Source organism: Allosphingosinicella sp., from assembly GCF_036387615.1.
GTDB lineage: Bacteria > Pseudomonadota > Alphaproteobacteria > Sphingomonadales > Sphingomonadaceae > Allosphingosinicella.
In genome coordinates, this window is sequence record NZ_DASVTH010000036.1 from 37,246 (window position 1) to 50,334 (window position 13,089).

General features: G+C 65.0%; 9 protein-coding genes. 7 read left to right on the top strand and 2 right to left on the bottom strand.

Annotated features, from left to right (window positions below; all coding sequences use genetic code 11):
- Positions 1-65 precede the first annotated feature (65 nt).
- The 7 genes from VF631_RS07485 (at position 66) to VF631_RS07515 (ending at position 10,720) form a co-directional block, all read left to right on the top strand.
- Entirely contained in the window at positions 66-1,349 is a 1,284-nt protein-coding gene (locus VF631_RS07485; protein ID WP_431849662.1) for an MBL fold metallo-hydrolase, read from the top strand.
- Entirely contained in the window at positions 1,349-2,533 is a 1,185-nt protein-coding gene (locus VF631_RS07490) for a DUF2235 domain-containing protein (RefSeq protein WP_431849663.1), read from the top strand. Before VF631_RS07485 ends, VF631_RS07490 begins: the two co-directional genes overlap by 1 nt.
- A 37-nt stretch (positions 2,534-2,570) precedes the next feature.
- The gene (locus VF631_RS07495; RefSeq protein ID WP_431849664.1) at positions 2,571-3,626 is read left to right on the top strand and encodes a hypothetical protein; all 1,056 of its coding nucleotides are present in this window, start codon (positions 2,571-2,573) and stop codon (positions 3,624-3,626) included.
- Between the two features lie 654 nt (positions 3,627-4,280).
- Positions 4,281-4,868 (top strand): RNA polymerase sigma factor, encoded by a 588-nt coding sequence (locus VF631_RS07500; protein ID WP_431849665.1) that lies wholly within the window; start codon positions 4,281-4,283, stop codon positions 4,866-4,868.
- 4 nt (positions 4,869-4,872) lie between these two features.
- The gene (locus VF631_RS07505; protein WP_431849666.1) at positions 4,873-5,904 is read left to right on the top strand and encodes a FecR family protein; all 1,032 of its coding nucleotides are present in this window, start codon (positions 4,873-4,875) and stop codon (positions 5,902-5,904) included.
- Between the two features lie 93 nt (positions 5,905-5,997).
- Positions 5,998-8,589: a TonB-dependent receptor domain-containing protein gene (locus tag VF631_RS07510; protein ID WP_431849667.1), complete on the top strand. Its 2,592-nt coding sequence runs from the start codon at positions 5,998-6,000 to the stop codon at positions 8,587-8,589.
- 31 nt (positions 8,590-8,620) lie between these two features.
- Positions 8,621-10,720, top strand: coding sequence for an Atxe2 family lasso peptide isopeptidase (locus tag VF631_RS07515; RefSeq protein WP_431849668.1), 2,100 nt, complete (start codon positions 8,621-8,623; stop codon positions 10,718-10,720).
- Here the strand turns inward: VF631_RS07515 and VF631_RS07520 are convergent.
- Both VF631_RS07520 and VF631_RS07525 read right to left on the bottom strand, forming a co-directional pair.
- Complete coding sequence (locus tag VF631_RS07520) at positions 10,660-12,408, bottom strand: asparagine synthase-related protein (RefSeq protein WP_431849669.1); 1,749 nt, start codon at positions 12,406-12,408, stop codon at positions 10,660-10,662. The two genes, VF631_RS07515 and VF631_RS07520, sit on opposite strands and share 61 nt — an antisense overlap.
- On the bottom strand, positions 12,405-13,085 hold the full coding sequence (locus VF631_RS07525; protein WP_431849670.1) for a lasso peptide biosynthesis B2 protein: 681 nt from the start codon (positions 13,083-13,085) through the stop codon (positions 12,405-12,407). The genes VF631_RS07520 and VF631_RS07525 overlap by 4 nt, the downstream gene beginning before the upstream one ends.
- Positions 13,086-13,089: the final 4 nt, after the last annotated feature.

A 13,089-nucleotide genomic window follows, 5' to 3' on the forward strand; every position in this document is an offset into this window, starting at 1 on the left:
AGGCATGGACCCGAAACCAGGCGTGAGATGTCGCCGCATGGTTTGAAGAGAGTGGAACGTCCCTTATGTCGATCAGCACCTTGCTTATGGGGCTCTTCCGTAGCCTGCTGTTGCTGGTCGCCATTGGCAGCAGCACTGCAGTCGCTGCTCCGCAGGTCCAGCCCAGCGAGCGCGTGGAGACTCGCGTGATCGTTCGCTCGGCTCCGAGCAGTGAGGCGGACCGGCTGGGGCAGCTCGAGCCTGGCGAGAGCGCCGAACTCGTCGGTGATGCGCCGGGCTGGCATCAGGTGCGGCTGCCCGACGGCCGGATTGGCTATGTCAGCAAAGCCTGGACTGACATTCTCGAGCTGGTTCTCGACGCGGCCTATACCATGCACGTCATCGATGTTGGGACCGGGCTCGCCATCTTTGTGGAAGGTCCGGATTTTACGCTCTTGTACGATGCCGGAAGCAACGACGACACCGACACGGGCTCGCCCAATCGAGTGCTCGCTTACCTGCGCAAGGTCCGTCCAGATCTTCGTTCGATTGATCATGTGGTGCTAAGCCATGCCCACAAAGACCATCTCCATCTGCTGCCGGATATTTTCGATTCGTATGAAATTCGGCACGTCTGGGACTCGGGCCGCCTGTTCGATCGCTGCGGCTATCGAAATTTCCTTCAAAAGGTCGCGGCTGAGACTGGCGCTCAATACCACAGCGGCTGGGGATCAGGGGGCACCCACACCTTCCGGTTCGAGCGGTGCAGGAGCGGCGCCAATGCCGTAACGCTGCAGCTGGAAAGTCAGCTGCAGCGTGGACCCGTTAATCTGGGGCAGGGCGCGCGCATGGACTTCCTCTATGTGGACACCGAGCCGCACCATGATCCTAATGAGAACAGCCTGGTCGTGCGGCTCGATCTTGGCACTCGACGGATTCTCCTCACGGGCGACGCCGAGGGCGGCCGGCGCGACCTTTGGCCTGGGACGCCCACGGCGGACTCGGTCGAGGGAAAGCTGCTCGCCTGCTGCAGGGCTGCTCTAGCCGCAGACCTGCTGGTTTCCGGCCACCATGGCAGCACGACCTCTTCGCGCAGCGATTTTCTGGACGCAGTCGGGGCGCGCGCATTCGTCATTTCGTCAGGTCCGTATAGGTACAGTGGCACATCGCTCCCCGACGCGGCTGTCGTTCAGGAGTATCGGCGCCGAGGTGCCCTGTGGCAGACCGATTACAATGATGCGGCCTGCAAGGTCGACAGGGCGAAGATCGGAACCGACGCGGATGGAGAGGCCGGTGGTTGCGACAACATTCGCGCGGTAATCTCTTCTTCTGGCCAGATGCAGCTGAGCTATCACAGGGTGAGCGACTGATGGCGTTCCAGACCGCTGTCCCTGATCAACCACGTAACCTCGTCGTGTGCTGTGATGGCACCGGAAACGAAGTCGAAACCGACCTGTCCAACGTCCTCAAGTTCTACCGCGTGGCGGTAAAGAGCGAGCAGCAGGTCGTCTTCTACCATCCGGGAGTGGGTACGCTCGGCCTTCGCAGCGGCTGGGGTCAACAACTTCGTAAAATTCGGGGCGTCTGGGGTCTCGCAACGGGTGCCGGCCTAAACGCGAACATTCTCGAAGCCTACACCTTCCTTGCGCGCGCACACCGGCCTGGCGACCGCATCTTCCTGCTTGGTTTCAGCCGAGGTGCTTACACGGTGCGGGCACTGGCCGGGTTCATCCACATGATCGGCCTGTTGCGACCGGAACAGCTAAATCTCTGCGACTATGCCCTTAACGCTTATTTGCAGGCCGATTCCGAAAACGACCTGGAGGTCGCCTGGCGATTCCAACGAACAGTTGATGGTCGCCGCGTTCCGATCCACTTCATGGGAGTTTGGGATACGGTAGCGTCTGTGCTCGTGCCGCGGGCCAGATTTCCCTGGGTGCCAAAGCAGCAGCATCTACCTTACACGAAGCAGAACCCGAGCGTCCGTACCTTCCGCCAAGCGTGCGCCATCGACGAGCGGAGGCGCATGTTCCGGCTGTACAACTGGCGCCTGGACCAAAAGCTTGCGCCCGATGCATGGCCGGAAGCCGGATTGCAGCCGCGGGACGCCAAGCAAGTCTGGTTCGCTGGCGTTCACGCCGATGTCGGAGGCGGATATTCAGAAGCGGAGAGCCAGCTAGCGAAGTTCCCGTTGCAGTGGATGATTGGGGAGGCCGAGCACGCCGGTTTGCTGATCGACCGCAGCATCGTGGAACGGCTGGTCCTTGGCAGCTCCTCTTCGGGCAAACCACACGAATATGTCTCACCCGATCATCAGGCGTCCGCCCATGACTCGCTGACGCTCGGCTGGCGACCGTTGGAGTGGCTGCCCAAGCGACTGAAATGGCGTCGCTGGCCTGCAAAGACGGATCGAACCGGCTGGTATCTGCCGCGCGCGGAGCCTCGATATATTCCCGAGGGCGCGCACCTGCACAAGTCCGTCTCACAGCGGCTGGTAGATCTGACGACCTACAAGCCGGTCAATTTGCCAGACTCATACGAGGTCGAGAGCTGACGGTCGGCTGAATGGAGTGAGAGAAGGAGCTGTTCTAATGTCGTACGGTATATCGGCTCTGCGCGTCATTGGTGCCCTCGGGATCTCGTTCCTGTTCATTGTCATGTTGATGACGGCGGTTGCGCAGCAGGGTGTGCTGGCGAGGCTCGAGAAGGCGCAACTCACCGACGGCTACAGCTCAGCCTTAGGAATGCTCAAGGATGTCGATGAACGCCGGCGCGCCTTGCCCGGCCTCATCGAGCAAGAGCGCGAACTGCTGGGTCGTCAAGCGGATCAGCGGTATAAGCTCCGAACAGCTGAGGACGAGTTTAGTGCTTCCTGGGAAAGCTTCGTCCCGATCGCCCGGCGCCTTGAGCGCGGCGGACTGTGCGATCTGAAGCTGCCTCCTGAACCTGAACTCGCGAATTACGCACGGCAGCTCGCGGTCTGGAACGAGGTTCAACAATGTTTTTCCGAAGGTAGAATGCCGCCAGCCGTCAGCTCTCAATTCGAAACGCTGACCAAGGGAGAAGGGGCGCTACCTCCTCGCTACAGGCTTTTGAGCGAGCTAAGCGGGGCGGGCGCAAGAACAGACGGCGAGCTCGCGTCGGTCCAGAACGCTCTCAAGCAAGCTCGGGCCCAAAGCGAGGACGAGCTCAAGGCGCGTCGCAGCTTCAGTGAAACGGAGGTGCTTGGGACTTGGCTGCTCGGCGGCGGCGTGCTCATTGCTTTCCCGCCGCCGATGTTCCAAATCTTGCTGGCGTTCACATCGGGTGCATTCGGGGCGCTTCTTGTCACCCTCGTGCTCATCGTTTATCCGAATAACCAGATCAACATCTCTCATTCCGGCACACCGGCTACTAGAACTCTTCTCGGCGGCCTGATCGCCGTTTGTGTGTATATAATCCTCTTGGGCGGCAGCGCGGTCCTGGGAGCCGCGGATGCATTCGACGAAGCCGGAGCCAATTATATGACCTACTGCGCGGTGGGCGTGCTCGCGGGCATGTTCTCCGACCGTGTCGCTTTCTGGCTTTCCGACCGGGCAAACGTCTTCTTTCAAAGAGACCGCAGCGGAGCGGATCCGCACCCGGCGCAGGCGCAGCCCGCTCCGTAGCGGATCTAGAAATCGCACAGCTCCGTGCACGTGCAAGAAAGTCGACACTGCGCCAGTCGTTGAGACCAGGACGCCGTGCTTCGAATGCGCTCTCATCTCAGCGCTATGCGCTATGGCTTACTCGCGGGCATGGCCACGATCCCGCGGTTCGCCTTACTGCGATCGGCGCCGCTAGTTCGTCCGACTGCAGATAGCGTCCAGCTGACCACCCCGCGCGCAGATGGGTATCGAGTGGCCCGGCGGTTTATGCTCGTTCCGGGTGCACATGCCGGTCCGGGCTGCGGGATCCAGACGCTATCCAGGGCCAGCAAGGGATCAGATCGGCTTAGCCGCCGCGAGTTCCACAAGGTCCTTCGGAAGCTCCTGAAACATCCGGCGCCCTTGCGCTCTCCCGAGCCGACTCTATCCTGAAGGAGCATCGCATCTGCGATGCCGAGGCGTGAGAACCTCGCTTGTGGATGCCGGCTCACCGCCGGGTGGCCGTTGCGAATGTCCAGACCGCTTGCGGTTAAAGGCGGCGGCGCATGCCCAAGCATGTTCTCAACACCCGGCTTGGCCGGCGAGCCTCGTAGGATGGAGAGGCCCGGAATGAATATCGCAGGCACCGAGCGGCCCCCGACACCGCAGCCAAATCCCGCGCGATACGGCTGAACGATGCGAAGCCGCCCAGGCGCCCTCGCCGCGAGCGAGGAGGAGCAGGAGATGCCCACCTGCCGTCCCCGGGGCGCGGAGGTCCGGGACGCACCGCCGCTGTGCCTGGATAGGCTGTATCGTGAGGAGTCGCCGCGACTCCTGAATAGTCTCGCTCGCAGGACCTCCAGTCGCGAGGACGCGGGAGATCTGGTCCACGAGATTTTCTGCCGCCTGACGCGCCTCGGCACCGCCCACTCGCTGCGCCTCGAACGGCCGCAGGCTTATCTGAGCCGAATTGCGACGAACCTGCTCCGGGATCGGGCCAAGCAGGCGTCCCGCCATATGACCGCTAGCCATGTCGCGGCCGACGAGAACATCCTGGCCGGGATCGACCAGCAACGGCTTCTGGAATCCCGAGATATGCTCACGCGGGTCGAAGCAGCCATGCTAAAGCTGCGTCCCAGAACGCGGGAGATATTCATGGCGCACCGGATCGATGGCTTCAGCTACGCCGAGATCGCCGAGCGGACCGGTCTTTCCATCAAGGGCGTCGAGAAGCAGATGAGCAAGGCGATCGCCCAGATCGATCGACTGCTGGACCGGGACTGAGGAGATGGTCTGGCCCTTCGTCAGCCGCCGCGAACGCCTTCGGCGCGAGGCGTCCGACTGGATCGCGCGTCTTAACGGACCGATCGATGAGACCGACAGGGCAGAGTTCGAGCGGTGGTACCATGCAAGCCCCGCGCACGCCGCCGCCTATGAGCGACTCACGCTGCTGTTCGACGTGGCGAGCGGCGCTCGGCGACCGCAGGCGCGAAGCGCTCCCTTGTCCGCACCGCGTGGCTCGGTGCGCCCACGGTCCTATGGCTACGCTGTGGCCGGAGCGGCGGCTTGCGCCGCTCTCCTTGCCTTCGTGCTTCTGGCAGCGCGGCCGGCCTCTCCGCCCCCCGAGGGTCATCTGCAGATGGCTGCGTATTCGGCAACCGACGACGCGAGCCGGCGAATACTGCTCCTCGACGGCTCGGAGATACTGCTTTCGCCCGGCACCCACCTGGAAGTGGCGCTCGGGCGTCGCGAGCGCCGGCTTCGCCTCGTTCGGGGCGAGGGCCGCTTCTCGGTCGCTCATGAGGCGCGACCTTTCATCGTCGTCGCCGAAGCAACACAGGTGATTGCACGCGGGACGCGGTTCGTGGTCCGCATCTCCACCGGGCAAACGACTGTCTCACTGATCGACGGGCGGGTGGATGTTACCTACGCTTCCCTACCTGACAGGCGCGGGGCGAGACGAGTGACCCGGCTTGAGCGGGGACAGCAGCTCGTGGTTCGGACGGCAGACGAGCCGCGCGCCCGACCTCATGTCGCGCCTCTGCGGGCGGAAATGGAGACGCCGGCAGCGCACCCGATGATGCTGCAGTTCGACAACACGCCGCTCGAGGAGGCGGTGGAACGAGTGAACCGCCACGGACGACCGCAGGTGCGCCTCGATCGCGCACTGGCCGACCTTCGCGTCACGGGTGCATTCCACGCCGGCGATACGCTCGCCTTTGCCCAAAGCATCGCGGCCGCATTCGATCTCGAGGTGGAGCGCGGTCCCGAGGCAAGCCTGTTGCTCCGGCGCGGTTTGCACCCTTCCTCCCCCCGTTAGGAAAAATCCGCGGAAGGGGGGAGGGGACATCGCCTCCTCGTCGTCAAAGCCCCAGCACGGCGCGCTCCAACCAAGCGCCGGCAAGGGGGAAGGATGCACCGCACTCTGTTCGGCTCGCTGCTTTGGGCCAATTCCGTCGCCGCTCTTGTCTGCGTCGCGCCCGCGCACGCGCAGCGCCAGGACGAGGTCCAGGTTTCGCTTCCGGCGCAGGATCTATCCGCCTCGCTCCGCGACCTGTCGCTGCAGTCCGGGCGCAATATCATCGCGCCGTCCGAGTTGGTGCGCGGCCGGCAGGCTCCGGCCATTTCCGGACAGTTCACCGCGGAAGGAGCGGTCCGCATCCTGCTCACCGGGAGCGGACTGGACCTCCGGCGCGTCGGCGAAACCCTGGTCATCTTCCGGCCAGCATCAGCCCGCGATGCTGACGGCGAGGTGACCGGCGCGCCCGCAGCCGACGAGGGCGAGGAGATCGTCGTAACGGGCACAAATCTGCGGGGTGCCCAGCCCACGGCGCCGGTCCTCGTGCTCCGACGCGAGGACATCGAGGCCAGCGGCAGCACGTCTGTCGAACAATTAATGGCGAGGGTGCCTCAGAATGCGCAGGGCGGCGTCAACCGCGAGAACTTTCTTGCCAGCGGTGCCGGCGCCGATCCGACCGAGCACGGAGCGGGGCTGAACCTCAGGGGTCTGGGCCAACGCGCCACGCTGGTGCTGGTCAACGGGAGGCGCCTCGCTCCAAGCGGCTCCGGGTCCTTTGTCGACGTGTCGCTGATCCCGCTCACCGCCGTCGAGAGGGTCGAGATCCTCACCGACGGCGCGTCCGCCATCTATGGGTCGGACGCGGTTGGCGGCGTCGTCAACTTCATCCTGAGAGACGATTTCGAAGGGCTCGAGACGCTCGTCCAATATGGTTCTGCGACAAAGGCCGACGGCGACGTGCTTCAGGCCGGCGCGACGGCGGGGACAAACTGGACGTCCGGCGGGGCGATGCTCAGCTACGAGTATCGCGCCGAGGACGAGATCCGGGCGCGGGACCGGGACTATACGCTTTTCTCTCCCGACACCGCGCTGCTCCCGCGCGAGCGGCGCCACAGCCTGTTCGGCGCGCTGAGGCAGGATCTGTCGGACAGCCTGCGCGCCGAGCTCACCGGCTCCTTCGCGGCGCGGGATACGGCTCGGACCTATTTCTTCGCGGGCTCTGCCTTCCCGGTGGACATGGTCGCGGAGGCGAACACGCTCAGCATCGGCGGCACGTTACGCCATTCGCTGGGCGCCGGTTGGGTCGCACGTCTCACCGGCGGCTTTTCGAAAACCCGAACGGATGAGGAGCAGTTCGAAACCGGCGTCGGGCTCGTCAACAGTCGGGCGACGCGCAATGCGATCTCGGATCTCGGCCTGACGGTTGACGGAAGCCTGTTCCAGCTGCCGGGCGGTCCGGTCCGGCTGGCGGTGGGCGTCGAAGGGCGGCACGAAACATATGACGAGGAATTCGAAGCGCCAGCCATCAGCCTCGCTATCGATCAATCGCGCAAGGTGGTGGCAGCCTTTGCCGAGACCCAGGTTCCGATCTTCTCCGCGCTCAACCGGCGCCCGGGGCTGGAACGGCTCATCCTCACGGCTGCGGGCCGGTGGGAGCGCTATGATGACTTCGGCTCGACCTTCAATCCAAAGCTCGGCCTGCTCTGGTCGCCCGCGCGGGGGCTGTCCTTGCGGACGTCGTACGACACCTCGTTTCGGGCGCCGTTGCTCGTGGAGACGGCTGGCGCCTACAGCGCCATCTATCTGCCCAGCGCCCTCGTGTTCATCGATCCGGCGCAGGCAACCGGAGTTGCTCTCGCGCTTGGCGGTAGCAACCCGGAGGTCAGCCCGGAACGCTCCCGCAGCTGGACGGTGGGTGCCGAGTTCGTGCCGCCGAGCGACCCAGGGCTCTCGGTCAGCCTCAACTATTACTCGATCCGCTTCTCCAACAGGATCGCGCTGCCGTCGCCGATCATAACCGTGGTGGGCGACCCGGCGTTCGAGTCGATTGTCACTCGCGACCCGGACGACGAGATCATCCGCCAATTCATTGCGGGCGCCCAGGTCTCGCTCGACATCTCGGGGCCGAACTTCACCAACGGCAATGCGACTCCGGCCGACGTCTCGGTGATCGTCGACGGGCGGATCAACAACACCGCCGTGACGACCACGGACGGGCTCGACTTCAACTTCGGCTATCGCTTTTCGGCCGGGAGAAGCCGCTTCGTCCTCAACGCCAATCTCAACTACGTGTTCAAGTTCACCGACCGCCTCCGGCCCTCCAGCGACCCTATCCAAGCGCTTGATTCGCCCTACCGCCCGCTCAACATCCGGGCCCGGACCCAGCTTGGCTGGAATCGCGGGGGGTGGTCGGCGAACCTCTTCCTCAACTATGCCGACAGCTATCTCGACGATCGGGGCGATCGCTCGATACCGATCTCGTCCTGGACGACGATGGACATCGGCCTTGCCTATGAAGCGGCCTCGCCATCCGCGCCGGCCTGGCTTCGTGGCACCCGGATCGCACTGGCGATCGACAATCTCTTCGACGTCGACCCGCCACGACTGCTCCCGGATCCCGGCTCGGCCACGGGTCTGGGCTACGATCCGGTGAATGCCAGCGGGCGAGGCCGGTTCGTGTCGCTACAGCTGCGCAGGAGGTGGTGAAGTGTGCGCCATCAGCAGGGGGTCGCCCAGCATGCCCAGGCTTCGCGCCTTCGGCCGTCCCGCGCAGCGCTGGCTAGCGGTCGCGCTCGCCGGCCTCACGGCTCAGCCCGCTCCGGCCGAGTCGCCGCCGCTTCAGCTGCGGCAGCTTGTGGAGGTCGTGGATCTCTCGGCGCTGTCGCCATCGCCGGATGGTCGCCTGGTCGCCTTCAGGACGGATCGGCCGTCTATTGGGCGCAACAGCTACGATCTCGCCTGGCACCTGTTCGATACCGACAGCGGCCGCCGCCGGATCATAGCCGCGGCCGGCGAGCCGATCCTCAACGACCCCGGACTTCTCGCCTCCGAACCGCCCGTCTGGTCGCCCGACAGCCGGTGGTTCTACTATCGGGCTCTGCGTTCGGGCGCCGTGCAGGTCTGGCGTTCGGCAGCCGATGGCAGCGGCTCCCAGGCGGTAACCGCGGACGCGGGCGACGTCATCTCCATCGAGCGCGCACCGGATGGGCGGAGCCTCATCTACCGTACCGATCCACCCCGGGCCGAGATCGAGCGAGCCGAACTTGCGGAATATGATTCCGGCATCCTCGTCGATCAACATGTCGAGCTTGGGCAGAACCTGTTCAGGGGCGCGCTCATTCATGGCCGGAGAGCATCCCAGCGTCTGACCGGCAACTGGTTCAGTCGGGGCGGGGTGCTCTGGTCGCGGCCGCCGGTGGAGCGACGGCTCGACTTCGACACCCTGGCGACCTCCCCCGCGCCTCGCGAACAGGTCGCGCCGCCCGCCGCTGCTGGCGCGGCGCCAGTTGCGACAGGGACCTCGGGCAATGGGGACGTCGCAAGCGCGCTGTGGGACGGAAGCGAAGGGTCCCTCACTGTTGTCCGGGCCGGAGCGGGCGGCGCCCGCATCACCTGCGCAGCGCCTGAGTGCCAAATTGACAGAACGGCGTGGCTTGCCTGGCGTCCCGGCCGCGATCAGATTGTCTTCGCGACGTCCGACCGGGGCTTCGCCTACACGCTCCATCTCTGGGATTTGCCGACCCGCCGGGTCCGGACGATCGCCCGGATGAACGGAATGCTCAGCGGCGGGCGCCAAGAATACGCGCCCTGCGCATTCAGCCCTGCCGCGGCAATCTGCGTGCTGGCTGAGGCGCATTCGCCGCCCCGCCTCGAGGAGGTGAACCTGGAGACGGGAGCGAGCCGGCCCCTGTTCGATCCCAACCTGCCAATGCGGGGTCGTCGGTGGCCCTGGACCGAGCGGCTCAACTGGCGAAGCGCGGATGGGCGCGAGTTCACCGGCATGCTTTTCCTCCCGAAAGCCATGCCTGGCCGGCCGCTCCCATTATTCATCAACTATTATCGCTGCGAGGGCTTCATCCGTGGCGGACTGGGCGACGAGTGGCCGTTCGCGTTGCTCGCCATGAGCGGCATTGCCTCGGTTTGCGTCAACGCCACGCGCATCAGCGGACCCCAGCACGCGCTGGACACCTATCGCGCGGCGCTCGGGGGGATCGAGACACTAGTCGATCTGCTCGAGACACGCGGCCTGATCGATCGGCGACGTGTCGGAATGGGTGGCCTCAGCTTTGGCAGCGAGGTGACGATGTGGGCCGTGATGCACTCCGATCTCATCTCGGCGGCGTCGATCGCCTCACCTCAGTTCGAGCCATCCAATTACTGGTTCAACGCGGTCCGGGGCCGTGGTCATGACCGCCTGCTGCGCGAAGTGTGGGGCCTCGGCTCACCCGAAGAGACACCGGAACGATGGCGGCTGCTGTCGCCCGCGCTCAATGTCGATCGGATCCGCGCGCCACTCCTGCTCCAATTGCCGGAGCAGGAGTCCCGCTATGCCATCGAGCTCTACGCCCGTCTCACCAACTCGACGACGCCGACCGAACTCTATGTCTTTCCCGATGAACCGCACATCAAGGTGCAGCCTCGCCACCGGTTGGCGGTCTACAGCCGCAATCTCGACTGGTTCAGGTTTTGGTTGCAGGGCTATGTCGATCCCGATCCTGCCAAGGCCAGGCAATATCGTCGCTGGCGGGACCTTGAGGCGCGATTCAGGGCCGCCGGTCAGCTGCGCCATGAGCGTAGCCAGAGCTCGAGCGATACGAGGTCGAACATCCGGAAATAGGCATCGTCGGGCGGCGGGCCCGCGGCGTGGAGATAGGCCTCGACTTCTGCTCGGTCGATCAACCCTCGCTGCGCCAAATACCCGAAGAGCAGCAGATCGGCGATGCGCTCGCGGTTCGTCGCAAAAGCGCGGGAGCACATGCTTTCCAGGCGACCCTTGGTTCGCCGCTGGATGATATCGACAGGAAGCAGATCGGCGAAGGCCGCCCGAGCAACTGCGCGATTGAGGCCGCCGCGCAGCCAAAGCCAGGTCGGGACGGCCAGGCAAAGCTCGATCAGCGGCTGGTTCAGCAGCGGATGATGAAGTGCCTCGCCCGAATGGTAACGGGCATCGACGAAGTGGTGAACGAGCACGAGTGACTGCACATGCTCGATCTTGCCGGCATGACTGCCCTCGGGCGCGTCGAGCCAAGGATGCGGATCGGGCTCTGCGGCGAGCCCCGCCGGGGCGAGGAACCTCTCGTCGCGCTTCCAGAGCGGACGGCTGCTTCGGCGAAGATGCTTGCGCAGCGCATAATGCGCTGCTTTCCAGATGGTGCAGTCGCCGAGCGTCGCGACATCCTGCAGCGTCTCCCAGGCACCCCGCCACCCTCCGTCCCGCGCGGCGTCCAGGATGGGCGCCGCCGTAGTAATGTAGCCAAACAGGTTGTCGCCGCCAGCGCCGGTGACGAAGTCGGCGGTGCCTGCCTGACGGGCATGGGTGGACAAGGCGCGATTAAGTGGCTGGAGCACCGGATTGAGCGGCGGGCGGAGTGTGCGGGCCGGGGGCGGTGAGAGATCGAGCGGGAGCTCGTCCTCGCGCAGCTCGGCGAGTTCGATGCCGAGATGCTCCGCGACCAGCCGCGCATAATTCCGCTCGTCGCCGTCCGGAGCGGCCGTGACGAAATTGACGGCCCGAAAGTCTATTCCGCCTTGCGTCAGGCATGCCGCCACGATCGAGGAATCGAGGCCGCCGGAGAGCTCAAGAACGGGCGCGTCGACGCCGGCGAGCTGCCTCGGCACCGTCGCCATGGCGACTTCGCGAAGGCGGCGGGCCGCCTCGTCGAACTCCTCGATGCGGCTCTCGTCGGCAGCAGCCCGCCACGGGGTCCATGCCATTTCCACTGCAGCGCCGGCTTCGCCAGAGCGCCGGCACATCCCGGGCAGAAGCTCGCATTGCCCCGCGACTCCCGTCCGCGCGGTCCGAAGGAATGGATAGGTAAGCCATTGCCGCAGGAATTCGTCGTCGAGCGTCGGCGGTCCGAGATCCAGATCCTCGAGAAGCCCGAAATCGGAGAAATATAGCTGGATGCGCCCGTCTTCACAGTGATGCACCGGCATGCCGCCCGACGGGTCGCGCAGCACGGCGATCCCGTCGTCGTCGCGCAGGAAGGCTGCGTAACCACCCCACAAGGTTTCAAGCAGCGACTGGCCCCGGCTCCAGCCGGCGTGGCGGCTCTCGGACAGGCTGAGCGTGTCGACGGGATCGCAGCGGCCTCCGCCACCGCGGAACAGCCTGCCGATCACCATGCCTCGCTGTTCCTGGAGCGGACAGTGGGGGGTTTCAGGGGAGGCGAATATGACGAGGTTGCTGGACTCGAAGATGAGATTAAGGCGCCATTGAGTTCCACGCGGCGGGACGAGAGTGCTGAGCCGCTCGCCGAGTACGTGCGCTTCACCCGCCAGGGCAAGATAGCAGGCTGCGGTCATGCGACCAGGATGGGCGTGAATCCGCGTGCGGCGGAGAGGGTGTCGTTGAGAACCAGCGTGCCGTCCTGGAGCCAGCAATGCGCCGCGAAAGGATGAAGCTTCGTGCCGATCACGAGGTCGACGGACACCGAGCGGCGCAGGAGGAAATGGCGCAGCGCGAGTGAATCGTACAGACAATTTGGGGCAACCGGGGCCATGCGCCTCGCGCGCATGAATCCTAGTACCGCCAAGTCCCTGCTCTCGGTGGGCGGAGAATCGGTCGGCGCCGATCGATCCGGCTTACGCGAAAGCAGAGACTGCAGCTGCCTGGTCTGCACGGCCCTTCTGGCGCGAAGGACGAGCCAAAGGACCTCGGCCACATGCCGCAGGTTTGCGCCGCGGGTGAGCGGGGTCTGCTCGATGAGGCTGATCCTGGGTTCGGGATGGCGCGTTGGAATGATCGGCCGTCCCGCCGCAGTTGCGACCAGCAGCCCCGCCTCGACCAGCACGCCTGCCTCCGGAGAAAGGTCTCCGACGTATCCTTTCTGCACCGCGGAAAATGCGGCATCGGCGGCAGGCGGCAGGCTGAAATATCGATCGGCCCTGAGGTCGAGGAAAATCCGCTGCGCCGGCGGCTCGCCGATTTCGCAGAAGCGGACATGCTCGGGTATCTGAAGGTGGACCATCTTGGTTGCCATGACG

Excerpts from the sequence above, each read along its gene's own strand:
- VF631_RS07485 (WP_431849662.1), top strand. The coding sequence starts at position 66 with ATGTCGATCAGCACCTTGCTTATGGGGCTCTTCCGTAGCCTGCTGTTG.
- VF631_RS07490 (WP_431849663.1), top strand. The coding sequence starts at position 1,349 with ATGGCGTTCCAGACCGCTGTCCCTGATCAACCACGTAACCTCGTCGTG.
- VF631_RS07495 (WP_431849664.1), top strand. The coding sequence starts at position 2,571 with ATGTCGTACGGTATATCGGCTCTGCGCGTCATTGGTGCCCTCGGGATC.
- VF631_RS07500 (WP_431849665.1), top strand. The coding sequence starts at position 4,281 with ATGCGAAGCCGCCCAGGCGCCCTCGCCGCGAGCGAGGAGGAGCAGGAG.
- VF631_RS07505 (WP_431849666.1), top strand. The coding sequence starts at position 4,873 with ATGGTCTGGCCCTTCGTCAGCCGCCGCGAACGCCTTCGGCGCGAGGCG.
- VF631_RS07510 (WP_431849667.1), top strand. The coding sequence starts at position 5,998 with ATGCACCGCACTCTGTTCGGCTCGCTGCTTTGGGCCAATTCCGTCGCC.
- VF631_RS07515 (WP_431849668.1), top strand. The coding sequence starts at position 8,621 with ATGCCCAGGCTTCGCGCCTTCGGCCGTCCCGCGCAGCGCTGGCTAGCG.
- VF631_RS07520 (WP_431849669.1), bottom strand. The coding sequence starts at position 12,408 with ATGACCGCAGCCTGCTATCTTGCCCTGGCGGGTGAAGCGCACGTACTC.
- VF631_RS07525 (WP_431849670.1), bottom strand. The coding sequence starts at position 13,085 with ATGGCAACCAAGATGGTCCACCTTCAGATACCCGAGCATGTCCGCTTC.